The organism is Alkalihalobacillus bogoriensis ATCC BAA-922 (assembly GCF_000621445.1).
Lineage (GTDB): Bacteria > Bacillota > Bacilli > Bacillales > Bacillaceae_F > Bacillus_AO > Bacillus_AO bogoriense.
This window is the reverse complement of record NZ_JHYI01000014.1, coordinates 22261-45393: the sequence shown is the minus strand read 5'-3', so window position 1 is coordinate 45393 and position 23133 is coordinate 22261. Positions and strand designations below refer to the sequence as shown.

The following is a 23133-nucleotide window of genomic DNA, read 5'->3' as shown; positions in this document are numbered from 1 at the left end:
CTAACTAAACATATGCCCGATTGTATTTTTTAGGAATTAAATTGAAAAATTTGGGCATAGGGATAACCTGTTTTTTTGTTGGAAAAATATCCTTCTAAATGACCTGTTATGTCATATTTTATAACTGGAGGTGTTTTCATGATTGGAACAATCTTATGGGTTTTGTTTTATGTAAACTTCGTCTTTGCTGGACTAACATACCAATATTTATTCAAGAAGCGTAAATTAATTGGATATCATTTAGGAATGAATGTAGCGATGACTCCTACTGGCATTATCTCTATTGCATCGGGATTAATTTTGATTTACCACTTTCCTTTCCAATTTACAGAGATGACAATACTTACAACGATTATCGGAATCGCAATAGGGGTATTGTTCGGTTCATTAGTTGAATATCAAACTGTGATTATGGGGGTAACAAGTGGCGTGATGAGTGGAATAATGGCTCCTATGATTGGGGATATGGCTCAGCATAGTCTTATTCTCATTGGCTTTACTCAATCTCTCGTCTTTATACTGTTGGGGATGCTTTGTTATTCTATGAAGGTGTAAAAATTTCAATGACTTTTCGTTTATGAGGTGAGGCTTTGGGTAAGAGGATGTTTTTACTCGTTTTCTTTTTTCTTTTTTTCACGGCTTTCATTCCTAGTCATGTTTCATCCCAACCAATACTTGAGGAGACCTTTCCTAGTCCTAATTCCGTCCTCAAGGAACCATTAGATAATATTTCTCTCACTTTTTCTGAACCTATTCGCTTGGAGTCCAGTTCTATACAACTTTTCACAGAAAAAGGGGATAGTGTCTTAGGGGAATTGGTATGTACAGAGCTGACCAAGCTTGTACTTTTTGTTCCCAATTTAGATGAGGGGAAATACAAAGTTCAATGGGAAGTCACATTTTATAATGAGCATACTATGAATGGTTCGCATCATTTTTCAATTCAATCTACAACCGAACAAGTGTCACAGCAAGTCCCTAGCCAGAGTAGCCTTTCCGTTATTAAAATAGTTGAATTGTTCGCATTTGTAGTACTAATTGGTTTATATTTTTTTATACATTGGCTTGTAGATAAAAATACATCTCCACTACTCCTACACCCGTTCAGCAAAAAAATCGAGGTATCGATTTACAGCTTTATTTTCTTTCTTTATTTTGTCACAAGTTTTCAAGTTTTCATTCCTCATTTAACAATTGATTCTTGGTTAACCTTTGTCCCTATGCTTCGACCATTGTTTGTTGCTGGATTTTTATTTTTCATTATCCGTAACTTTCACAAATCATTTGCTCTTATAATGGTCATACTGTTACTCTTCACATTTTCACTTACTAGCCATTCCTTTTCTGTTAACCAAACCCTATCCCATAGTGTCCATTTAGGGGCAGCTTCCGTTTGGGTAGGTGGATTGCTTTCCTTGCTCGTTTATTCCTTTACTCGTGAACAATCTTATGTTCGAATGCAACTCATTCATAAATGCATCCAGCGGTTTTTCATTGTTTCTTTCATTCTTTTTGTTGTTGTCATCTTCTCCGGCTTAATCATGAGCTTCACTTATATTGAAAGCGTGAATTTGCTTACTACAACTCCCTATGGAAAATGGCTGTTAGCAAAGCTAATTGTAACCGTGATGATATTACTCATCACTTGTTTTCACAGATTCGTATGGGTTCCATTATTACGAGACTCAGTCAACTTTCCAGATAAACATAATCATTTACGAAAGCTACTGTTTCTACTACGAATTGAGTTCGTTTTTTTACTTATCCTCGTTATCCTTTCAGGCTTCCTCTCCACTACGAGTACTCCAGATAAAATGGAACTTGACTGGAACGAGCATGAACATCGACATCACAATCATTAAGGGCAATCCGAATATTCTACATTTTCAGCTTATACCTAAGCGGATCTATCATCATTCTAAAAAGAAGGGCACTTAACAATGTGCCCTTCTTGAAGTTTTACTTAATAACGGAATTTTTTTCTATCATCCTCAATAGCAACGGCATCTGCATCAGCAAATGCTTTATTGCGGTTTTTCGCAAATGATTCTGCATCTACTGTTACATTTACTACCGCATTTCCGCTATTTTCAATAACCGCGTTCGCCTTATTCACATTTACGTTTTGGTCTTTTAAGAAGTTTTCATTTTGACTTTTTGCTCTGCTATCGCTAGCACTTAATACAAAGTTTTCATTCTCTGCATTTGTGTCAATCATATCCACATCATCAACAAAGCGCTCTCTAAATTTGCTCATTGTCTCCCCTCCTTTCTTTACTTTTACTATATGAAACAAAAATGATACTGTGTAGACAAGTTACTGAATACACTTGCCTCAATTTTACTAGTGACTTTATTAAATAGAACTAATGCCCTTTTTTACTAGACTCAAACGATTTCAGTTCTTCTATTTCTTATTTCTTAACCTTAACCGATTTATAGGTTTTTTCTTCTCCACAGCTGCTTTAGTGTTAGGCTCTTTTGCTACTTTTTTCATTTCAGTTACCATCTCGTCATACTGTTCTTTATTTATTCGTCCATCTATATACATAAAACAAAGAAATGCATAAGCTAAAGCAGAAGTTTCCACAATTACTGTGACATCAACATCAGAGTTCCCACTTTTGTTTACATTCGATTCACTTGAATACAACTGATTTCACCTCTTTTCCTCGTATAATAAGAAAGGACACTATTAAGTGCCCTTTCCAACATATTTTAATAGGAACAGAAAATATTAACGGTCTTTCGCAATAGCATCTGCATCAGCAAATGCTTTATTACGGTTTTTCGCAAATGACTCTGCATCAACTGCTACATCCACAGTCGCATTTCCACTTCCCTCAATAATCGCATTTGCTTTATTCGTATTAAAGTTCTTGTCTTTCAGGAAGTTTTCGTTTTGACTTTTTGCTCTACTATCGCTGTCACTTAATACAAAATTTTGGTTTTCAGCGTTCGTGTTAATTGCATCTACATCATCATGTCTTCTTTTGTGTGTCATTCTTCTCCCTCCTTTCTACACTACACTTTATGTCATATCTTTTTATTTTGTATAGACAAGATTCCGAATGCATTTGCCTTAATTTCCTTTATAATCTGCTTTTTTAGATAAAAAAGGCATGAATCTACTTTTACTAGACTCATGCCCTACATTAAAAACCTATTCTATTTTTGAACTAATTGCTTTAACTGTTCTGTCACTTCATTCATTTCTTTAACCTTCTCATTAACTGTGCTGATTTTATGGTTATTATCTTCCACACTCGCAAACACTTCTTGTACTGATGCGTGTAACTGTTCGGACACACTTGAAACGGAATTGACTTCATCAACAACTTTTTCAGACGACTGGCCTAATGATTCAACTTGTTTGTCTACTTCTGTAGAAAGCGTTTGTAGCTGAAGTACATTTTGTTCAATGTTATGAAAGGCCGAATCCGTTTCTTCTGTTAACTGCTTACTAAGCTTAAATGTATCTCCACTTTCTTGTACTCGTGTTGTGGCTGATTTGGCTTTTTCTTGAATTAACGATAATATTGTTCCGATTTCATGTGTGGATTGAATCGAATGTTCTGCTAATTTACGAACTTCTTGTGCCACAACAGCAAATCCTTTTCCACTCTCACCAGCACGAGCGGCTTCAATAGCGGCATTTAAGGCAAGCAAATTCGTTTGATCAGCAATTTCTGAAATCGTATTTACAATTTCACCGACTTTTGAAGTCGAACTATTTAATTCACCCATCTCTTCTACCGATATTTGAAGAGTTTCATTTACGGTTTGAATCGTATCATGTAATTGTTTCACTTTTTCTGATCCATTGGCAACAACTTCACTCGTGCTGCTCGCATTTTCTTTCATTGTTTTCGCTTTAACAGATATTCCATCGATCTCTTGGTCAACCGAATGTAATGATTCACTCATCTCAGATGCACTTTGCGCTTGACTCCCAACTCCACCAGCAATTTCATTAAATGTAGCTGCTAATTCTTTCGAATATGTGGCAGAAGACTCCGAATGATCCGATAGTTGTAAAGTCAGTTCTTCCAACATTGATACGGTTTCTCTTACCTTTACGATAATCCCTTCCATTTGTTCATTTGAAGTAACAGCTTCGTCTGCGAGCACTTCGACATCTTTTTGGATGTTTTGTCCGATTCTACATTGTGCAATTAGAAACGTTGTCATTAATATAAATAAAATATTAAAAGATGCCAAATGAACATTCGTATAACCAACAATTGTTTGTTCCCCAAAGTTTAAGGCAAAGTAATTTGTAATGAATAAACCAAATACACCAGATACGATAACATAACGGAAATTATGATATAAAGAAATAATGATAATGCTGTAATAAGCTAGTAAATACGTCGTGATGGCAGGACGGTTTTCTAGCATAAATACTGTCATCAACGCTAAGCTTATAATTAAAATATATGGGATCCAATTCACATTTTTGTTTAATTTATGCATCGTAAATACGATTAATACAGTAACGACACCAAATGCTGTACCAATGATATTCGTAATAAGCGGCAAGCCCCCAGCGAATAAGATAATCGCTGTTAACACTACAGATAGAATGTATAACTTTATTAATAACCAGTTTCTAGCTTCAAATGAATAGTCTTTCGTTTTCATATTATCCTCCTGATGATGTGATATATTTTAAAATAATTTATAAATTAAGCATAGAGAATTCTCTCTATGCCTTTCATTTGCTTATACTACTGTTACGAAGCTTCTGTTGTTTCTCTAGTTGCATTTGCTAGTTTATACTCATTTGTGCCTGCAAAAATTTCATCTTTTAATGGATGTAAGCGATATTTCACAATACGATAAACTTGCCATACTGCAAGCCCCACATTTAAAGCTAAACTAATAATCGCCAATGTCCAGTTTGCAGCTGGATTATAACTGACACTTACATTAAATATACTGCCTACAGCAAAGAAATAAGGGAATGTCATGACCCACATCATCCAAAACGACAACGTTTGTGCTCGATTTTGCATCCACGTTCCTTTTGCCCAGAAAAAGGCTGGTATGACCGCTGCCATATTTAATGCAAGACCAGAATAAAACGCATTTCCAGGAGCACAAGAATATACATACGATATATTCCAAACCGCATAGGCTACGATGAACAGGCGAGTTTGGTCTGGCCAGATCATATCTTTACGCTTTCCACGTGTTGCGTAAATTCCAACCCAACCACAAATAAGTAGAAGATTTAATAAGCCCGCAAGACCATTAATATAATTCCAACCACCTGATATATACTGCATACCGTCTACAATACCATTAAAACCAATAATCCCTACTTGAAGTTCTCGAGCAATCGCTTCTACAATGTTAAGAGCTAAAATAGCTGGAACAAGAATAAGATACCACTTATGCTTTATATGGTAATTCGTAAACCTAATCACCATATAAATAAGACATCCTGCTAGAGCAGAATATACTTTAACCCAATGAAACCAAGATGTGACGTCACTAGCATCATGAAAAATCCAAATCGGGGTTAAAATAACAGGTAATACGATAAAAAAAGCAATACTCGCCCATTTACTTGCACGTACAAGTTCATTTAAACCAATAAGAAGACTTAAAACTACTAACCATATCATTGCGTTATACCAAGGAATAGCTTCAAAAAAGAACAATAAGCGGGCCCCTTTCCTATTTAAATTTCATAACATACCGAAGCATTCATGTTTCTCACGCTCATTATCGAAATTTCTCCATATCTACTTGATAGAATTGTTTCGACCTTCGAAACATAACAATTGTTCGGTTTGTCCACATCAATATATTAACAAATCAACAATTTATTATCAATAGAATTAGTGATATTTGAACTAGTTCGATAGTAAGGTAAATAATAGCAGTAAGTTTTTGACTTTTTCGTTACAAAACCGTTCACATTAGTTTCTTTCCATCTTTTTTTAACGATAAAAAAATTGTCCCTACGTCAAATTATAAATGACATAAGGACAATATAACTAAATTAGCTTTTCCCTTCAGATCCTGTGTATCCTAGGGCTTTATGTTCGATGGAAGAATGGTCAACTTCATTATGACGGAAGGCGTTTACTAGTTTATATTCCTTAGTATCCGTCCATATTTCATCTGTTAACGGATTTAAACGGTTCTTCACGATTCGATATACTTGCCATACTGCTAAAGTGACATTTAAAGCTAAGCTTAGTAAAGCCAATGTCCAGTTCGCGGCCGGATTATAACTGACACTTACATTAAATGTACTTCCTATGGCAAAGAAATACGGGAAGGTCATGACCCACATCATCCAAAACGATAATGTTTGGGCACGATTTTGCATCCACGTTCCTTTTGCCCATAATAACGCAGGAACTGTCGCTGCAATATTTAATGCGACTCCCGAATAAAAGGCATTACCCGGTGCACAAGCATATACATATGCGATATTCCAAACACCGTAGGCAACGATCCATAGCCGCGTTTGGTCCGGCCATATCATATCTTTTTTCTTCCCACTTGTTGCAAAAATCCCAAACCAGCCACAAATCAATAGAAGATTTAAAATCCCTGCCACACCATTAACATAGTTCCAACCACCTGAGATATATTGCATGCCATCAACCATACCTTCAAAACCTAAAATTCCGACTTGAAACTCTCGAATGACAGCTTCTAAAATATTGATGGCTAATATCGCTGGGACTAAAGTGAGATACCATTTATGCTTCTTGTGGTAGTTTGTATATCGAATGACCATATAGATAATACTACCAGCAAGAGCTGAGTATACTTTGACCCAATGGAACCACGACAATGCATCACTTGCACCTTTCAAAAACCAGATTGGAGTAAGGATGATAGGTAAAACAATAAAGATCGTAATACTAGCCCATTTACTCCCACGGACGAGCTCATTTAAACCAATAAGAATACCAAAAACAACGAACCACATTATCACATTGTACCAAGGGATTGCTTCAAAGAAGAACATGACAGACACTCCTCTCTCTTGCAAATTTTTAGGTTATATTTTAAGAAAAGCTCACCTAAACAATATTAAATTTTCGTTATTGGATGGAAAAAAGCGTATGATTGGTCAGTGATGAAAAGCAATTGAACCGGGTTTTTTTATTATGCTAGAAACATAACGAACGTTCGGTTTGTTCTTGTGAATATCGTAACAAACTAATATTCATTCGTCAATCCTATTAAGGAAATATGAACTAGATTGTTGGATAGATTAGTCAAATTTTTGAACTTTATGATATCATTAGACTATCGAATGAGTTCTAGGAGGCATTATCTGATGCACAATGATGGAAAAAAGAAAATAATTAACGCCGCTAGACATATTATTAGTGAACACGGCATACAGGGAGCTACAATCCGCACCATTGCTGAAGAAGCAGGGTTAAGTACAGGCGCAATCTATCATTATTACAGCTCAAAAGAAGCCATACTCTATGATGTAATGGACGAAGGGTTGAGCGCAACCCAGAGGATTGCAACTTTATCTCTAACAGGAAATAAAGAACTAGAGGAAATCGTAATAGAAATCTATACAAGCTTGAAAGAGCGCCTCCAAAAAACAGAAGAAAATCGATTACAGTTTTATTTAGCTCATGAAGCAATGGTTGGAAATAATGAAATCCAATCTAAATTCAAAGAGAAATACAATGATTGGGTAAGTCGTCTCGAAGACATATTTGTTAGTACATACGGAGCAAAACCAGGCCGGCTAACCCGTGCAACCGCAGCGTGGATTATGGCTGCGATTGATGGCATGATGCTACAAACTCTTCTTCAAACCGAAGTTTCCGAAATCGAGGACATCATGAAAGTTGTAGAATATCTATTACATGATGGTATTCCGCACTTTTATCAAGTTCTTGCTGAAAAAGAAGAAAGCTAGTTCGATGAACACTATTACGGACATATAATCCGCAATTTAACTAAAAACAGACTGTTTATTCATTCTTACGGACATCTGTTCCGTTACTTTGACCGATTCAGTGAATAAATAACGGAACGTATGTCCGAACCACATCGTAAATCACGAGTTTTTAATGAAGTAGCGGAAAAAATGTCCGATACGTATTTTCATACATCCCCTTCCTCATTCCATATCATTTTACATATCCCTCTTGATCCTGACGTTACGTCATTTTGTATAATAAAAATAGATTGATGATGACAGGAGGCACTACGATGATTTCAATTAAAGACGTGGCCAAAAAAACAGGGGTCACGGTTCGAACATTGCGACATTACGATCATATTGGTTTATTAAAGCCCTCTGGGAAAACAGAAGGTGGTCATCGTTTATATGGTGAAAATGAATTAAAACGGTTACAAGCGATTCAATTTTTAAAAATATTGCGGTTTAGCTTGCAAGAAATAGAGGAACTGTTAGATGACAATAAAGATAATTGGTACAAAGACCTGCAAAATCAATTGCAGTATTGTTTAAAAGAAAAAGAGAAGCTTGAACATATGGAGTCGATATTACGAGGATTGATGAACGAGTTTACAATGAAAGGCGAAACTGACCTTGTTCATGTTCAACAGCTCATTCGATTGTATGAAGATAATTCCGATTACAAGGAGCAATTTCTAAACGAACGATTTAATGAAAAAGAACAAGAACTTCTCGACCTTTTACCAAATGTCAATCGTGGTGATGCAGATACGATTGAGTGGATTTCATTATATGCGCAACTTAAACTTCATATGAGTAAAGGTGTGACCGCTGTTGAAGTTCAGTCGATTATTCGACGAATGTTAGAAAAAGAAAAAGAGACATTCGGTCAAAATCCTGAATTTGCCGAGAAAATTTGGGATGTGCGAAAGTCACAGGAAGATTCAGCAAAGGCAGGCTTTTATCCGGTGGAGCCAGAAGTAATTGAATTTATTGAAGCGGCGACAAACTTTTATTTGAAGGAGAACAAAGAATGAGTTTCCTATTAGACTATCAATGGGCCATTTTTATTGGAGCCGAAATCCTTTCGCTCGCTTGCCTGCTTTTATTTGGAGTATACCGTTACTTTTTAGAAAAGCGAAAACAAAGTCTACTTTTTATCTTCGCTTTTCTTGGGTTACTAGTCATCGAGAGCGTACTAGGACTCATTGTCTTTTTGCATACTGGCGAATTTTCTACTTTCTTACTCGTCATTATTATCTTTGTCCTCTATGCTTGCACGTTCGGAATAGTTGATTTCATCCGACTTGATCGCTGGATGCGACAGAAAATTGGTCGATTTCGTAAGGTTGAATTATTAACAGACAAAGATTATGACATCATCGAACGGAATAAGGATCCTCGTTATATTGCGAAAAAGTATCGAATAAGCGCGACGATTCACCTCTTCGTTTTTGTCATTGGTCAAGCGATTTTATGGTCAATCGGTACAGATAATTTCCAAGAATTAAGCTCTTATCTTACTGACTTATCTTGGGTCGAAGCAGGAACAGCTGAACAATCTCCGTACGGAAGTGACACCATGTATTATATCGGTATGATATGGAGTCTTGTTTTTGTTGTAGACTTTCTGTATTCAATGTCATATACGTTATTTCCTAGTCATCAAAAGGAAAAAGGATAAGCTAAAGGAGTGTTTCCCTTCGCTTATCCTTTATTTCGTTAGGAACAATACGTCATCCCATTTTCATTAACATCGCTGCTTGCTCCCATAGTAAGCGCTCTTTTTTGTTAGGATCATAAGCAACAATGCTTTTTTCATTAAAGAGCATCGTTGCCCGTTGTTCAAGGTCGTATGTTGGCCACTCCGGCATTGCTTCGGAATTTGGATTGCCATCATAAGCAAAGGCAATCCACCTGTGATGCATATCGTTTGCTAACGTTTGTCGGTTCGGATTAGTGCCTGTAAAGTTTTCGACAGTAGGCTTATTGAGCGTATTCCATACGAACGGGATGTCTAAAGCATGGGTAGCTTTTAAGATTCCATTAAATATTGGTGTTTCCCAGTCAAATCGGTACATCCAAATAGAAGATCCTTGTTTCACTTGGATTTCTGCTAGTTTTTGTGCAGGAGATGTAAAAACACTCATCGTTAAAAGTTGATTAAATAGGTCTTGAGATAGTTGACCATTTTCAGCCAAATATTGAGAAATAAACGGCACTAATGGCCCGAAAACTTTCTCGAAATTCGCCTTAATTTTCTCCTCATCTGCTTCTTTCCATTCAGGATCAAATGCACTAAAGAGATTGTATTCATCTTTATTTGTACCAATTAAGATTGGGATATCTTTTGCTGCACCTTCAGCAAGTGCTTCTTCGGGATGTTTGGGAAGTGAAATGCCATCTATGACTGGCCCTAGACTCATAAACGGGAGATGAGTTGATGCTCGAATTAATTGTTCGGCTGGGATGTGTTGTATCTTTGAAAGGTTTGATGTTTCTATATTTAACGCTGTTACAAGCTGACTTGCTATTTTTGAAGCATGATCAACTGAATGAACATTTGCTGCTGCACCACTTTGTAATATGGCTTTATGAAATAACCCTTTTGCAGAAGGAAATGCCAGTAACACACCGATACTCATTGCTCCTGCCGATTCCCCAAATACGTTCACATTGCTCGGATCACCTCCAAACATAGCGATGTTTTCTTGAACCCATTCAAGGGCAGCAACCTGGTCCAACAGTCCACAATTTCCAGACGTTGCATAGTCAGCGCCAGCTATCTCACCTAAGTGAAGAAACCCTAGGATACCGAGACGGTAATTCAACGTAACGACGACAACATCACCGTTTTTGGCAAAGGATGCACCATCATAATACTTGCCGGAACCTGAACCAGCAACAAAAGCACCACCATGAATCCATACCATCACTGGTCTTCTTTTGTCATCTGCTCCAGGTGACCATACATTTAAGTAAAGACAGTCTTCACTTTGAGTAGATGAATCGTTCCCTAAAAAGTTCATTACCTCTAAGTCTGGTTGGGGAGCTATCGGAGAAAATGATGTTGCATCTCGAATTCCACTCCAAGGTTCTGGTTTTTCCGGAGCTTGAAATCGAAGTGACTCAAGTGGTGGTTTGGCATAAGGAATCCCTTTCCAAGCAAAGACGCCTTCCTCCTTTACTCCTTGCAATTTACCGTAAGCGCTTTCAACAATTCTGTCAGACATATACGATACCCCTTTCAACCTATAATAAAAGACTCTTTATTAACTTACGATAGTATTCTAGGGAATGGAATAAATCTCCTTTTTAAATATACAAAACAACAACTTTACATTTTTCTTTATTAGCACGCCCTGAAAAAAGAGTAAGGTGAGACCGACAAGTACACAAACACAAGGAGTCTCACCACGATTACCGTTTCCCTTCTTCTTTTTCTTTTGCTGCCATTTTTGCTTCTCTATATACTCGTTTCCCTTCTTCAAAAAGTAACGTAAATGTTCTTGTTAATATGTCTTTATTTTCTGGTGACATATGTTTTAATACTTTAATCATCTCCGTCACCTTTTTCCATTTTTGCTGTGATAAATCATCAAAGCTATTTACATTTGTTTGATGGAACACATAAAACATCGCATCAACAAACCGTTCCCTTTGCTCTTTATCCATTTTGTTTAGCCACGCTTTTAATGTCACATCTAATAGTTGGCTTTCTTTGGCAACCTGCTCAACAACAATAAACTGCTTGCCTACTACTTCCCACGAAAGAGCATCATGTTGTAAAAAACCGACTTGACTACTTTTGACAACACTATATTCTTCCTCATGTTCAAGAAGCATTCCGACAATGGAGGACTGTGGAAGAATCGTTTTTATCCGCGGGAGCATGTTTTGGTATTCTTTGCTTTGCGTTATCTTTCTTTCAAAACCAGGACCGTCATTATTATACACTTGAATAATTCTAGACTGAATTGACGGGGAACAATGAATTGCCGCGTAAACAGATAGATTCCCTCCTTTTGAATGACCACCAATCCTTAGCTGTCTTTCAGAATCTCGCACTGTCTCTTCTAAATAATGGAAAGCCTCTATTTGGGATGGGATCGGTGTCATAAACGTCATCGTAAAGTTCTCTTTCCAGCCAATAATCGTATTGTCTGTTCCGCGATAAGCAACATAAATCGTCCCGTCTTCTAACAAAATGTGAATCGCAGAAAACTGTTTTTGCTCATAAATATCAACAACATTCACGTACTTTGCTAATTTAGCATTAGCAAAACGACGACATTGACCCATTTTTTTCAGTAATGGTAAAGAGATTCGAACTAAGTAGCCAAAGTCTTTTATGTCTTCATCAGAATGTAAAGAAAAATAACGGTCCGATACTTCTTTAATTGTAATGCTTTCATTACTTTCCATTGAAGGTACAATTTCTTCAAAATTGATATAAGCCATTTGGGACAAGACAAGATTATCAACTTCATTAAACGGAGATTGCTCCATTGATAAATCTCCACGCCAATCTAAATAATCAATGATATTCGCCATCATATCCCCTACTTTTTTCTCTAATAACCAACAATTAACACACTCAACTTTTAAAATCAAGCTTACGAATTTCGATTTATTTGCCTAGAAACTACGTTTAACTCCTATGCTTCTCAACCTTTTTTGTAGTTAAAAAAGAATGGATACCGGGTGTTTGACGTGACCAGAACTAACAAACTCAATATATTGTATTATCTGCCTTTTAATACGGTCTAATTTAAGAAAGGATGAGACACATGAAAGTTGGGGTTGTTCTACCTGTCTATCACCAAAAACCCGCTTATTTATATGAATGTTTACAAGCAATGGATAAACAAACGTATACCAATTTCAAACTCGTGATTGTTATTGACGGGGCGAATCAACAAACCGTAAATGCAACATATAGAGCCGCAAAGCAATTGCGTTGTTCTCATAAAATCATTCATCGCAAGGAGAATAAAGGAATTGCTTATTCGTTAAATGAAGGATTTAGCCATTTAAAGGATTGTCCTTATTTAACTTGGATTTCTAGTGATAATCGCCAACACCCACAATTTTTAAACCGTTTAGTCAAAGCGATGGAAAATGCGCCTTCTAATACCGCACTAGTCTATTCTCTATACTGGCCAATTAATGAGCAAGGAAAACGGCTGGAACCGTTGGACGGTTGGTTTGCTTCAATGAAAAAGCTAATGAATAGAGGAAAAGAGGAAATATTATCGACTTGCTTTGTCGGCGCATCTTTCTTATTTACTAGAACAGCCTTTGAACAAGCCGGTGGCTATGATCCGAAATATGGTGTCGTCTCAGATTATGAGTTTTGGGTTCGCTTGAAAGACTATGGGGAGTTTAAATTTTTGGCAATGCCACTTATGGAATACCGATTAAATGGTGAACATTCATTAACAACGTTAACTCCGAGAGAAGAGTTATATTTACAAAGCATGAAAGCAAGTCTTGATTACCGCAAGAAAAACAATATGATTCCAGTCGTTACCGTCATTATTACGGCTCATAACCATGAACACTATATTGAGCAATGTGTCGAAAGTGTCCTATCTCAAACCTTCCCTCATTTTAATATTGTGTTACTTGATGTTGGCTCCACAGATGCAACTTTAAACAAAATTCACAATTGGCATGATAATCGCATCATTCCGATTCATATTGAAAAAAGAATGAAACCTGAAGCTTTAAATATTGGCTTACAATATGCGCTTGGACAATATGTGCTTGAACTTGATGGTGATGATTGGCTTGACCCACAAACACTTGAAATCATGGTTAATGAGATGGCCACTCAACCTGAAGATGTAGGGTTAGTCTATGCGAATCGGAAACTATGGTATGACACAGAAAATGGGCTAAAAGAAGGACCTGTTGTTCCAGGAATTCCTTATGCAAATAAATATGAAGTCTTATCTACAATGCAAACCCATTGTCCACGACTGTTTAGAAAAAATGCATTAGAAGCTGTTAATGGCTGGGAGACAGCGATTCGAGGTGAAACACTGGATGTTGATGATTATTTCATGTTTCTCAAACTAGCTGAAAAGTATAAACTTCATTGGATCAATGCGGCGTTGTACCACCAAAGAAGACATCAATCAAACTTAACTATTCAAAAAAAAGACCAGTTAAAACATCAATTTCAACTTATCGTTTTTGAAATGCTAGAACGGTGGGGGAATGAATTTACACCTCAATTTGAAGAGTCTGATGGTATTATTACAAAAGTAAATTTAATAAGAAACTAATGCTCCTTACAAAAAATATCCAAGTAGGTGATAAATTGAAAATCATGACGATATTCGGTACGAGACCAGAAGGCATCAAATTCGCTCCAGTTATTCAAGCTCTTCAACGAGCAAACGAATTCGAATGTGTCACTGTAAATACTGGTCAACACCGTGAAATATTAGATGAAGTACTCGATTTGTTTTCGATTAAACCGCATTATAATTTGGCTTTGATGAAACCAAATCAACCACTTGAACAATTAACGGCCCATATGATTGTTCAAGTTAGTGAAGTGTTAAAACAAGAAAAACCAGATATCGTACTCGTGTTAGGCGATACGTTAACAACATTTGTAGGGGCTTATACAGCCTTCCTCAACCATATTCCAATTGGTCATATCGAAGCTGGGCTTAGAACGAATACGATTTATTCACCATTTCCAGAAGAAATGTACCGGCAAGTCGTCACAAAGCTATCCACTTATCATTTTGCTCCAACAGAGAAAAACAAACAAAATTTACTTGTTGAAGGAGTACCGGAAGAAAAAATTGCTGTTGTCGGAAATTCAGTGATTGATGCTTTGATAAATGTCACGTCTAGACCATACCAATTCCCAGAAGCCTTGCAATCCATTTTCGATAAAAAACAAAAAATTATTTTATTAACAACACACCGACGTGAAAACTTTGCTCAATTAAAAGGAATCTATGCAGCTATTAATCAACTAATGAATAAACATCCTGATATCGACATTCTCTTCCCTGTTCATCCAAACCCAAATGTTAGAAAACAAGTATCTGAACATTTACTCACGAATGAGCGAATTCATTTAATTGCTCCTCTTGCTTATGAAAGTTTTTGCCATGTCATGAAAAAAGCATATTTAGTCATAACAGATTCAGGCGGTATACAAGAAGAAGCCCCTGCTTTAAATATTCCTGTTTTAGTAGCAAGAGAAAGCACCGAGCGTCCAGAAGGGGTTGAAGCTGGAACGTTAAAAATTGTTGGTACTGATGAAACAACGATTACAGAAGCGGTAACGACCTTATTACAAGATGAAAAAGAGTATAAAAAAATGGCTCATTCCACTAATCCGTATGGAGACGGCACAACAGCGCAACAAATTGTTGATTATTTGAGATTGCATATAATTGAATCGTAAAAAAATATCTACGTAATGGCACTGCTAGATGCGGTGCTATATACATACTTTATTTAATTCCTTCCCAATTTGTTAAAGCTATTTTAAATACTCCATGTAGTATTTCAGTATTTATTTTTTGTACTGTTTAAAGCCGTTTGATAATCTCCATTATTTATCTAATAAATCTTTAATTAATACACCATTTATTCTTAACCCATCTATATTACAGTTTTCTATATTTACTTTAGATAAGTTACAATTCTCAAAATTAGCAGTTGATATATCACAATTCTTAAAAGTAACAGGTTCCGCATTAACCCAACCTTTACATCCTGGTAAGCCAGAAAAATCGCTTTTATTTGCTGGACGTATTATATTTTCAAAAACTGTGCCACCCCATTGCATTGAATCAACTTTCACATTTGAAAAGAAAATATGTTTTAATTCTGTACCAACAAAATTGACATCCGTAAATTTTGAAAATCTTAAATCCACTCCAAACCATTTCGACTCTTTAAGCGTTATATGACGTACAACCTCATTCCTGCGGTCTTCTAATTCAATCTCAGGATATTCTGGTTTTTCTTCGAACTCTACCCCATTTTTATCAAGCCAAACTTTTTTACTCATACTATTCACCAACCCTTTTAATAACAAGTCTGAAGAAAATCAAATATAAGTGTTCTTCTCTAAAAAAATCTAGACTTTTAACAAAATTCCCGTTATTTCAATATTCCCGCTTTATAGAAGGATTCTTTATAAGCATCGTTAACACAAAAAGGAAATACGAAACCTTAGTCGAAAAGAGTAAAGAGGATATAAACTCCCCATTCAATGTAATCGCTCTCTTATAGGAGGAATAAAATTTGGAATCTTTACAAAAACTTCATCCATTATTAAAAACATTTGTAGAAAATGGTCCAGCGGGAAATTCATTGGCAGTCATGCATCAAGGAAAAACCGTATTTAAAGATTACGTAGGTTTTGCTGACATAGTGACAAAGAAGCCAATTAGCGAAGATACGATTTTCAGAATCTACTCTATGACGAAAGTTGTCACTTGTTCAGCTGCTTTACTGTTATATGAACGTGGCTTATTTTTGCTTAATGATCCTCTTGAGGACTATTTACCAGAATTCAAAAATCCGCAAGTTTACCGTGAAGAACAAGGGGAAATGGTAGTTTCTCCAGCAACAAGATCGATAACTATTAAAGATTTGTTTATGATGACATCGGGATTAACATATCCTGGAGATGGAAATCCAACCGAACGACATGTTGCGAAAGCGCTAGAAGAAATGACCGAGAAACAAAGGAAAACTTCGACAGCACGGGACTTATCCAAACTGCTTGCTTCTATTCCGTTAGCATTCGATCCAGGAACGAAGTGGCATTATGGGTTTAGTCATGATGTCCTTGGCGCATTAATTGAAGTCGTCTCCGGTAAGAAGCTTAGTGAATTTTTTGATGAAGAAATCTTTCAACCGCTTGGAATGGAAGATACGTTTTTTAAGATCCCTGAACATAAAAGACATCGCCTTGCTTCCATTTATAATCGTGAAGAAGACGGAACATTAACTAAAGAGGAAACGATGGACGAACAATTCCATCCAAGTGCAACATTTGAAGCAGGTGGAGCCGGATTGTTATCGACGTTAGGAGATTACAGTCGCTTTGCCCATATGCTCGCAAACGGTGGCGAATGGAACGGTACCCGTATTATCGGCTCTAAGACGATCCAATTAATGGCCACCAACCATTTGACAGATATCCAAAAACCTTCATACCATTGGGATTATTTACGAGGGTATGGTTATGGTTTAGGTGTAAGAACGATGGTCGATCCAGCTGAAGGAGGGATTAATGGTTCGATTGGGGAATTTGGATGGTCAGGTTTAGCAGGAACATGGGTACTCATTGACCCTAAAGAACAGCTATCCGCTGTATATATGCAGCAAATGCTACCGAACTTTGAAGCGATTCATCAGCCGAGATTACGTGCTGTCATATACGGCGCACTTTAAAGAAATTATTCGTTAATCGTTGTTATCATTCGTTAGACTAGACCAAATTAAAAAATAAGGGTTATCACAAAGGCTCAGTGCCTTTCGTGATAACCCTCTTGATATGATCTTTATTTTCGGAACGGAACTAGCTTTTCGTTCAGCTCTTTTGTTTGTACATACACTTCTTTGTACAATTTGTATATTTCATTATACCGAGAGACATTTTCTTCGTTTGGAAGAAACTCTTTATCTACTTTTAAGAATGTGGCTGCACATTCTGGTAAAGATCCAAACCAGCCAGAACCATATGCCGCTAGCATAGCTGCTCCCATTCCTGGACCTTGTTCACTCGATAACTTTACAATTTTCGCGTTAAAAATATCGGCTTGCATTTGAAGCCATGCTTCATTTTTTGCCCCGCCACCGATCGAAACAACGGTATCAATTTGCTTTCCATGGTTACGGAAAATTTCAATGGATTCATGCAAAGAGAATGTGATCCCTTCAAGTACTGCGCGAACAAAATCATCACGTGTATGTGAACTATCCATCCCGATGAAGCTTCCTCGGATGGTTGAATCAACATGCGGTGTTCGTTCTCCTACGATATATGGTGTGAACAACAGCCCATTTGCACCTGGTGGAATATTACTGACATTAGTTAAAAGCTCTGTAAATTCTTCATCTTTAGCAAAAACACCTTTAAACCAACTTAAACTATACCCCGCTGCTAACGTTACACCCATTGTATAAAAAGCATTTGGTGCACCATGATTAAAATAATGTACAGTTCCTTTAAAATCTTTATCTTCACTAGACTCGTATGATAAAATGACACCTGATGTACCAATGCTAGCTAATGTTTTTCCTTCTTCTAAAATACCAGAACCTATCGCTCCGCATGCATTATCAGCTCCACCAGCAAATACTTTTGTTGCACTAGATAACCCCGTTTGTTCTGCTACTGCTGGAAGGATCGTACCCACTTCATCATGAGAACCAACTAATGGCGGGCAAAAATTCACATCAAGTTGGAATTGCTCACAAATTTCCTTGCTCCATTCTTTTTTAGAAACATTCAATAATAATGTTCCTGCAGCGTCCGAGTAGTCCATATGGAGCTTTCCTGTCAATTTAAGACGAACATAATCCTTTGGCAACACAAATGTTTTCGCTTTAGAAAAAATCATTGGTTCATGTTTTTGCACCCACAAAATTTTTGGTAACGTAAATCCTTCTAGTGCCGGGTTTTTTGTTAATTCAAGCAAACGCTCTTCCCCAACTTTTTCATAAATGTCTCTACATTCCGCTGTTGTCCGTGTATCGTTCCATAAAATTGCATGACGTAACGGTTCATGATTTTCGTCTAACAACACAAGCCCATGCATTTGTCCTGAGAAACTCATTCCTTCAATATCATTTATGTCTCCATCAAAAGCTGCAGTAATCTCCTGTAAACCCTTCACAGTTTGTGTTACCCAATCGTCTGGATTTTGTTCACTGTACCCTGTTTTTTCTTGGATAAGTGGATAGTCTTTTGATACTTCCTTAACGACATCGCCTTCTTGATTCACTAGTAATATTTTCACTGCACTTGTACCCAAATCTACACCGATGACATATTTCATTTTATCCTCTCCGATCTTCGCTTTTACTAGTACTGCCTGAACATTTAAATCAAGTAAGCAGTTCACTTTAATAGTTCATTCATTAGACAAACAAAGTTTTAAATTACTATAATATTTACGTTATGATCCTTTATAATAGTAAATGAATGTCCAAATCAGGAGGTACACTATGAGTCGCGCGCTTTATCAAATTTTAGAATGGATCACACGCTTCGCCTATATAAACGTCTTATGGGTTTTATTCACATTAGCTGGTGGAATACTCTTTGGGTTATTCCCTGCTACAATCGCCATGTTTTCTTTAGTAAGACAATGGCTAAGAGGCAATTCAGATTCGCCTGTATTAAAATCCTTCTGGCAGTACTATAAAAGTGAATTTTTCAAAAGTAACTTTTTAGGTTTATTTATTTACGGTATTTCCTTTATATTCATTTTCAACATTTTCTTCCTGTACGCAAACATGGGAGAACTGCTCACTTGGACGACTGCACCTTTATTAGCTGGAATGTTACTATTTATCATGTTGCTCTTTTACCTTTTTCCAACTTATGTCCATTTTGATTTATCGATTGCCCAAACCTTTAAAAATGCCCTTCTCATGATGTTCGTAAGTCCGGTTCATACCGTGTTTATCTTTGTTAGTTTACTGGCATTTTATTTCATTGTTTATGTTATTCCTGCTTTAGGTTTCGTATTTGGTGCAAGCTTTTATTGTTTTATTACAGTTTGGTTTTCACTAGATGTCTTTAAAAGAATTGCCGAAAAGAAAACTAGATAATGACTCACCTGTCTTTTTTTAAAGGCAGGTGTTTTTTTATCCTTTTACAGCACTAGAAGAAATCCCTTCGACAATCTTATTACTAAAGAACAAGAATGCAAGTAAAATCGGCAATACACTAATAATAAGAGTTGCTCCAATTGCGCCCCAATCCGTCATATACTGACCAACGAAATTTTGAATTCCTACTGTTAATGTTTTATATTTGTCAGAGCTAATAAACGTATTAACGAAAACAAACTCATTCCAATTATAAATCATATTAATAATCGCTGTCGTTGATAAAATCGGTGCTGAAATGGGTAAAATGATTCGGAAAAATAAGCGATGTAGTGATGCACCATCAATAATGGCTGCTTCTTCAATTTCTCTTGGAAGCGTTGTGTAAAACCCTAGTAAAATCATCATCGTAATTGGTAGATTATACGCTGTATATGTGATAACAATCGACCATGGATTATTAATCATGTTTACATTTAAAAACATACTAAAAAGCGGAATTAATGATGAATGAATCGGGATCATAAGACCAACCATAAATAATCCTAATACTAGTTTACTAAGCTTCCATTTCATTCTCGTAATAACAAACACTGCCATACTACCGATTAATAATGTAAGTAAAATAGAAACACCTGTAATCCAAACACTATTAAAAAAGTATCCGCCAATCCCGCCTTCCCAAACTGCTAAATAGTTTTCCCATTTAATTTGTTCAGGCAATGCAAACGGGGAACCTGCAAAAATTTCACGATTGTCTTTTAAGGAGAAAAGAAACAGCCAGACAATAGGGAAAATTTGAAATACCGCAACAACGCCCAAAGCTAAATAAAGAAAAAAGTAACCTATACGCCCCATTACAAAAACCTCCCTTAGTATTGAATCTCTTCTTTTTCTGCTGTTACTTTACGAATCACCACTGTTACTACCAATGTAATAATAAGTAACATGAAACCAACAGCACTTCCGTAGCCAAAGTTATTTGTTCCAAATGCTAGCTTATACATGTATGAAGCCATAACTTCACTTGCTCCGTTTGGTCCGCCACCAGTCATAACATAAATTAAATCAAAATATTTAAGTGAACCAACAATAGCAAGAACAACGGTTACTTTTACAACCCCCATAATAAGTGGCAATTTAATTCTGTACGCAATTTGAATTGGTGAAGCTCCATCAATTCTAGCCGCTTCCATAATCGATTCTGGAATTCCTTTTAGTGCGGCATAGTAAATTAAAATGTAAAAACCTGCATATTGCCATAAAATTGGAATGAAAATTGAGAAAAGAACAATATTCGGATCAGCAAGCCATAACGGTGGATTCGTTACACCAAACCAGCCTAGTACAGTATTTAACATCCCATTTGAAGGATTGTAAATTTTAATCCAAAGCTGTGCAATCGCCACTGAAGACAAAAGCATAGGAATTAAGTAAACTTTTCTTAAAAGATCGGATCCTTTAATATTAGAAGCAAGGATCATCGAAACAGCTAAGTAAATAATAAGACTTAATGTTGAAAAAACTGCTAATAAAGAAGAGTGCCATGCACTTTGCCAAAACTTAGCATCTTGTACGACTCGAACATAATTATCTAATCCAATAAACTGCATTGCTCCAATTCCATCCCATTTCATAAGGCCATAGTACCCTGTTAATAGTAAAGGGATGAAGATGAGGATACTTACTAATATTAATGCAGGAAGAATATATAAAGCGATAAACCATTTATTCGACATTACCTTATCCATACTGTTAACCCCCTTGATCTGAATTTGAAAAGGACTATCCAACGTGGGAATCGTCCTTTTCATTTATTACAGGAGCTCTTCTTTATGTTGTATTCTCTTGTAAACTAGCAGATACCTCTGTAAAGATTACTCATTTGAAAGAGCTTCTTCTTGTTGCTTAGCAAAATCTTCAGGTGTAATTTGCAATCCGAATAAAGATTGGATTAAATCTAGATGAACTTGTGCTGCCGCAGAACTCATTTGTACATCAGCATATAATGTTAAGTTCGTTGCATCATTTAAATCTTGTAATACTTCAACATACACATCTGGTAAATCTAAGTTTTCTCCATCTACCGTTGTTGCAGGAAGAACACCTGCCTCAGAAACTGCTCTTGTACCCCACTCTTCAACGAAATAAGCTGCAAATTGCTTTGCTTCTTCTTTCACATCAGAATTTTCAGCAACAAACAAGCCAACTCCAGGTCCACCTACAAAACTATTGTGGTCTCCTGAACCATCAACTGTTGGAAACTTAAAGTAGCCAACACTATCTCTGAACTCCTGTGGAACGCTTTCATTTGTTGTGTAGTTAGGTAAGTCCCAAGTTGCAATCATGTACATTGCAGACTGCTCATTCATAAACATGCTTTTTGCTTCTTCATCAGCAAGACCATTGAATCCGCTTGCAAATGCATCATTTTCTACCATTTCTTGAATCTTCGCTGCTGCTTCTACTAATGCTGGATCTTCGAATGAACCTGTACGATTAATCGCATTTGTTAATACATCAGAGCCACCAATTCTGTCAGCAAAGTACATATACCACATTGAACCAGTCCAGCTATCTCTGTTTCCTAATGCAATTGGTGTTACGTTATTTTCATTTAATGTTGCAATGACTTGCTCGAACTCTTCATACGTTTGTGGAGCTTCAAGTCCATACTCGTCAAAAATCGCTTTATTATAGTAAACATACACTGTATTTAACTCTAATGGTAATCCGTAACTCTTTCCATCTTTTTCATAAGCTTCTAGAGTTCCAGCTACAAACTCTTCTCGTAAACCATTGTCTAATACATCATCTAATGGTGCAAACATATTACCAGAAACGAATGGATCAAGGTAACCTGCAGCCCAAGTCATCCCTACATCTGGAAGTTGATTAGAAGATGCAAGAACGGTAATTTGATCTTTATACTGCTCGTTACTTAATACTTGCATATCAATTTTGATGTTCTCGTTGTCTGCTTCAAAGTCAGCAATAATTTCATTTACAATTCTGTGATGCTCTGCTGAACTTCCTTGTGGCCATAAGTGCATAAATTCAACTGTAGCCGTTTCTCCTGAGCTAGTACCATTATTTTCAGTAGCTTGCTCTCCTCCTGTATCATCACCAGAACCAGAACATCCAGTAGCAATTAAAGCACCTGCTACTAATGCAAACAATGATGTAATCGCTTTCCTTTTCTTCATTACGATACCCCCTTAGTATGATTAAACATGTTAGCTGTTTGTTTTGCTAACTTAATATAAATGGTATCATTAAAAACATCGTTTGTCTAGTGGATAAACTAAGTGCATTTTAATTTTTTAAATGCTATAATAGATTTGTGAGGAAGCGTTTCCAACATTTCATGTTATGTT

At 36.5% G+C, this 23133-nt stretch carries 22 protein-coding genes; 9 read left to right on the top strand and 13 right to left on the bottom strand.

Going from position 1 to position 23133, the window contains the following annotated elements; all coding sequences use genetic code 11:
- Positions 1–138: 138 nt before the first annotated feature.
- Positions 139–555, top strand: coding sequence for a hypothetical protein (locus T323_RS0106915; protein ID WP_035178009.1), 417 nt, complete (start codon positions 139–141; stop codon positions 553–555).
- Between the two features lie 47 nt (positions 556–602).
- Entirely contained in the window at positions 603–1862 is a 1260-nt protein-coding gene (locus tag T323_RS0106910) for a copper resistance CopC/CopD family protein (RefSeq protein WP_281175728.1), read from the top strand.
- Positions 1863–1963: 101 nt separating this feature from the next.
- Here the strand turns inward: T323_RS0106910 and T323_RS0106905 are convergent, their stop codons facing one another.
- The 6 genes from T323_RS0106905 to T323_RS26205 all read right to left on the bottom strand — a co-directional run bounded on the left by T323_RS0106905 (position 1964) and on the right by T323_RS26205 (position 6997).
- The gene (locus T323_RS0106905; protein WP_026672619.1) at positions 1964–2257 is read right to left on the bottom strand and encodes a hypothetical protein; all 294 of its coding nucleotides are present in this window, start codon (positions 2255–2257) and stop codon (positions 1964–1966) included.
- Positions 2258–2407: 150 nt separating this feature from the next.
- On the bottom strand, positions 2408–2653 hold the full coding sequence (locus tag T323_RS0106900; protein ID WP_026672618.1) for a hypothetical protein: 246 nt from the start codon (positions 2651–2653) through the stop codon (positions 2408–2410).
- A gap of 84 nt (positions 2654–2737) precedes the next feature.
- Positions 2738–3004 (bottom strand): hypothetical protein, encoded by a 267-nt coding sequence (locus tag T323_RS0106895; RefSeq protein WP_026672617.1) that lies wholly within the window; start codon positions 3002–3004, stop codon positions 2738–2740.
- Between the two features lie 164 nt (positions 3005–3168).
- Positions 3169–4644 carry a methyl-accepting chemotaxis protein gene (locus T323_RS0106890; RefSeq protein ID WP_026672616.1) on the bottom strand — a complete coding sequence of 492 codons (1476 nt, stop codon included), beginning with the start codon at positions 4642–4644 and terminating at the stop codon, positions 3169–3171.
- Positions 4645–4736: 92 nt separating this feature from the next.
- Positions 4737–5669, bottom strand: coding sequence for a DUF5692 family protein (locus T323_RS0106885; protein ID WP_026672615.1), 933 nt, complete (start codon positions 5667–5669; stop codon positions 4737–4739).
- Between the two features lie 344 nt (positions 5670–6013).
- Positions 6014–6997, bottom strand: coding sequence for a DUF5692 family protein (locus T323_RS26205; RefSeq protein WP_035178006.1), 984 nt, complete (start codon positions 6995–6997; stop codon positions 6014–6016).
- A gap of 315 nt (positions 6998–7312) precedes the next feature.
- On the opposite strand from T323_RS26205, the gene T323_RS0106875 reads away from it, so the two are divergent.
- From T323_RS0106875 to T323_RS0106865, 3 genes are all read left to right on the top strand, one after another.
- Positions 7313–7918: a TetR/AcrR family transcriptional regulator gene (locus T323_RS0106875; RefSeq protein WP_026672614.1), complete on the top strand. Its 606-nt coding sequence runs from the start codon at positions 7313–7315 to the stop codon at positions 7916–7918.
- A 296-nt stretch (positions 7919–8214) separates the two neighbouring features.
- The gene (locus tag T323_RS0106870; protein ID WP_026672613.1) at positions 8215–8961 is read left to right on the top strand and encodes a MerR family transcriptional regulator; all 747 of its coding nucleotides are present in this window, start codon (positions 8215–8217) and stop codon (positions 8959–8961) included.
- Positions 8958–9608: a hypothetical protein gene (locus T323_RS0106865; RefSeq protein WP_026672612.1), complete on the top strand. Its 651-nt coding sequence runs from the start codon at positions 8958–8960 to the stop codon at positions 9606–9608. Before T323_RS0106870 ends, T323_RS0106865 begins: the two co-directional genes overlap by 4 nt.
- Positions 9609–9660: 52 nt before the next feature.
- On the opposite strand, the gene T323_RS0106860 is transcribed toward T323_RS0106865, so the two are convergent.
- A complete protein-coding gene (locus T323_RS0106860) occupies positions 9661–11157 on the bottom strand; it encodes a carboxylesterase/lipase family protein (protein WP_026672611.1) in 1497 nt (498 codons plus the stop codon).
- 187 nt (positions 11158–11344) lie between these two features.
- On the bottom strand, positions 11345–12478 hold the full coding sequence (locus tag T323_RS26200; protein ID WP_051556423.1) for a DUF2974 domain-containing protein: 1134 nt from the start codon (positions 12476–12478) through the stop codon (positions 11345–11347).
- A 236-nt stretch (positions 12479–12714) separates the two neighbouring features.
- On the opposite strand from T323_RS26200, the gene T323_RS0106850 reads away from it, so the two are divergent.
- Both T323_RS0106850 and wecB read left to right on the top strand, forming a co-directional pair.
- On the top strand, positions 12715–14217 hold the full coding sequence (locus tag T323_RS0106850; protein ID WP_026672610.1) for a glycosyltransferase family 2 protein: 1503 nt from the start codon (positions 12715–12717) through the stop codon (positions 14215–14217).
- Positions 14218–14261: 44 nt separating this feature from the next.
- A complete protein-coding gene (gene wecB, locus T323_RS0106845; protein WP_035178061.1) occupies positions 14262–15362 on the top strand; it encodes a non-hydrolyzing UDP-N-acetylglucosamine 2-epimerase in 1101 nt (366 codons plus the stop codon).
- A 150-nt stretch (positions 15363–15512) separates the two neighbouring features.
- Here wecB and T323_RS27860 read toward each other — a convergent pair whose 3' ends face one another.
- The gene (locus T323_RS27860; RefSeq protein WP_051556421.1) at positions 15513–15974 is read right to left on the bottom strand and encodes a pentapeptide repeat-containing protein; all 462 of its coding nucleotides are present in this window, start codon (positions 15972–15974) and stop codon (positions 15513–15515) included.
- Between the two features lie 236 nt (positions 15975–16210).
- On the opposite strand from T323_RS27860, the gene T323_RS0106835 reads away from it, so the two are divergent.
- On the top strand, positions 16211–17368 hold the full coding sequence (locus tag T323_RS0106835) for a serine hydrolase domain-containing protein (RefSeq protein ID WP_026672608.1): 1158 nt from the start codon (positions 16211–16213) through the stop codon (positions 17366–17368).
- Between the two features lie 110 nt (positions 17369–17478).
- Here the strand turns inward: T323_RS0106835 and xylB are convergent, their stop codons facing one another.
- Positions 17479–18978, bottom strand: coding sequence for a xylulokinase (gene xylB / locus T323_RS0106830; protein WP_026672607.1), 1500 nt, complete (start codon positions 18976–18978; stop codon positions 17479–17481).
- A 169-nt stretch (positions 18979–19147) separates the two neighbouring features.
- Between xylB and T323_RS0106825 the strand changes: the two genes are divergently transcribed.
- Positions 19148–19756 (top strand): YesL family protein, encoded by a 609-nt coding sequence (locus T323_RS0106825; RefSeq protein ID WP_026672606.1) that lies wholly within the window; start codon positions 19148–19150, stop codon positions 19754–19756.
- A gap of 36 nt (positions 19757–19792) precedes the next feature.
- Here T323_RS0106825 and T323_RS0106820 read toward each other — a convergent pair whose 3' ends face one another.
- From T323_RS0106820 to T323_RS0106810, 3 genes are all read right to left on the bottom strand, one after another.
- Entirely contained in the window at positions 19793–20614 is an 822-nt protein-coding gene (locus T323_RS0106820) for a carbohydrate ABC transporter permease (protein ID WP_026672605.1), read from the bottom strand.
- A 14-nt stretch (positions 20615–20628) separates the two neighbouring features.
- The gene (locus tag T323_RS0106815) at positions 20629–21507 is read right to left on the bottom strand and encodes a carbohydrate ABC transporter permease (protein ID WP_026672604.1); all 879 of its coding nucleotides are present in this window, start codon (positions 21505–21507) and stop codon (positions 20629–20631) included.
- 126 nt (positions 21508–21633) lie between these two features.
- On the bottom strand, positions 21634–22962 hold the full coding sequence (locus T323_RS0106810; RefSeq protein WP_026672603.1) for an extracellular solute-binding protein: 1329 nt from the start codon (positions 22960–22962) through the stop codon (positions 21634–21636).
- Positions 22963–23133 lie beyond the last annotated feature (171 nt).

What these genes read in the sequence shown, in the direction of transcription:
- T323_RS0106915 (WP_035178009.1), top strand. Translation starts at nt 139, where the DNA reads ATGATTGGAACAATCTTATGGGTTTTGTTTTATGTAAACTTCGTCTTT.
- T323_RS0106910 (WP_281175728.1), top strand. Translation starts at nt 603, where the DNA reads ATGTTTTTACTCGTTTTCTTTTTTCTTTTTTTCACGGCTTTCATTCCT.
- T323_RS0106905 (WP_026672619.1), bottom strand. Translation starts at nt 2,257, where the DNA reads ATGAGCAAATTTAGAGAGCGCTTTGTTGATGATGTGGATATGATTGAC.
- T323_RS0106895 (WP_026672617.1), bottom strand. Translation starts at nt 3,004, where the DNA reads ATGACACACAAAAGAAGACATGATGATGTAGATGCAATTAACACGAAC.
- T323_RS0106890 (WP_026672616.1), bottom strand. Translation starts at nt 4,644, where the DNA reads ATGAAAACGAAAGACTATTCATTTGAAGCTAGAAACTGGTTATTAATA.
- T323_RS26205 (WP_035178006.1), bottom strand. Translation starts at nt 6,997, where the DNA reads ATGTTCTTCTTTGAAGCAATCCCTTGGTACAATGTGATAATGTGGTTC.
- T323_RS0106875 (WP_026672614.1), top strand. Translation starts at nt 7,313, where the DNA reads ATGCACAATGATGGAAAAAAGAAAATAATTAACGCCGCTAGACATATT.
- T323_RS0106870 (WP_026672613.1), top strand. Translation starts at nt 8,215, where the DNA reads ATGATTTCAATTAAAGACGTGGCCAAAAAAACAGGGGTCACGGTTCGA.
- T323_RS0106865 (WP_026672612.1), top strand. Translation starts at nt 8,958, where the DNA reads ATGAGTTTCCTATTAGACTATCAATGGGCCATTTTTATTGGAGCCGAA.
- T323_RS0106860 (WP_026672611.1), bottom strand. Translation starts at nt 11,157, where the DNA reads ATGTCTGACAGAATTGTTGAAAGCGCTTACGGTAAATTGCAAGGAGTA.
- T323_RS26200 (WP_051556423.1), bottom strand. Translation starts at nt 12,478, where the DNA reads ATGGCGAATATCATTGATTATTTAGATTGGCGTGGAGATTTATCAATG.
- T323_RS0106850 (WP_026672610.1), top strand. Translation starts at nt 12,715, where the DNA reads ATGAAAGTTGGGGTTGTTCTACCTGTCTATCACCAAAAACCCGCTTAT.
- wecB (WP_035178061.1), top strand. Translation starts at nt 14,262, where the DNA reads ATGACGATATTCGGTACGAGACCAGAAGGCATCAAATTCGCTCCAGTT.
- T323_RS27860 (WP_051556421.1), bottom strand. Translation starts at nt 15,974, where the DNA reads ATGAGTAAAAAAGTTTGGCTTGATAAAAATGGGGTAGAGTTCGAAGAA.
- xylB (WP_026672607.1), bottom strand. Translation starts at nt 18,978, where the DNA reads ATGAAATATGTCATCGGTGTAGATTTGGGTACAAGTGCAGTGAAAATA.
- T323_RS0106825 (WP_026672606.1), top strand. Translation starts at nt 19,148, where the DNA reads ATGAGTCGCGCGCTTTATCAAATTTTAGAATGGATCACACGCTTCGCC.
- T323_RS0106820 (WP_026672605.1), bottom strand. Translation starts at nt 20,614, where the DNA reads ATGGGGCGTATAGGTTACTTTTTTCTTTATTTAGCTTTGGGCGTTGTT.
- T323_RS0106815 (WP_026672604.1), bottom strand. Translation starts at nt 21,507, where the DNA reads ATGGATAAGGTAATGTCGAATAAATGGTTTATCGCTTTATATATTCTT.
- T323_RS0106810 (WP_026672603.1), bottom strand. Translation starts at nt 22,962, where the DNA reads ATGAAGAAAAGGAAAGCGATTACATCATTGTTTGCATTAGTAGCAGGT.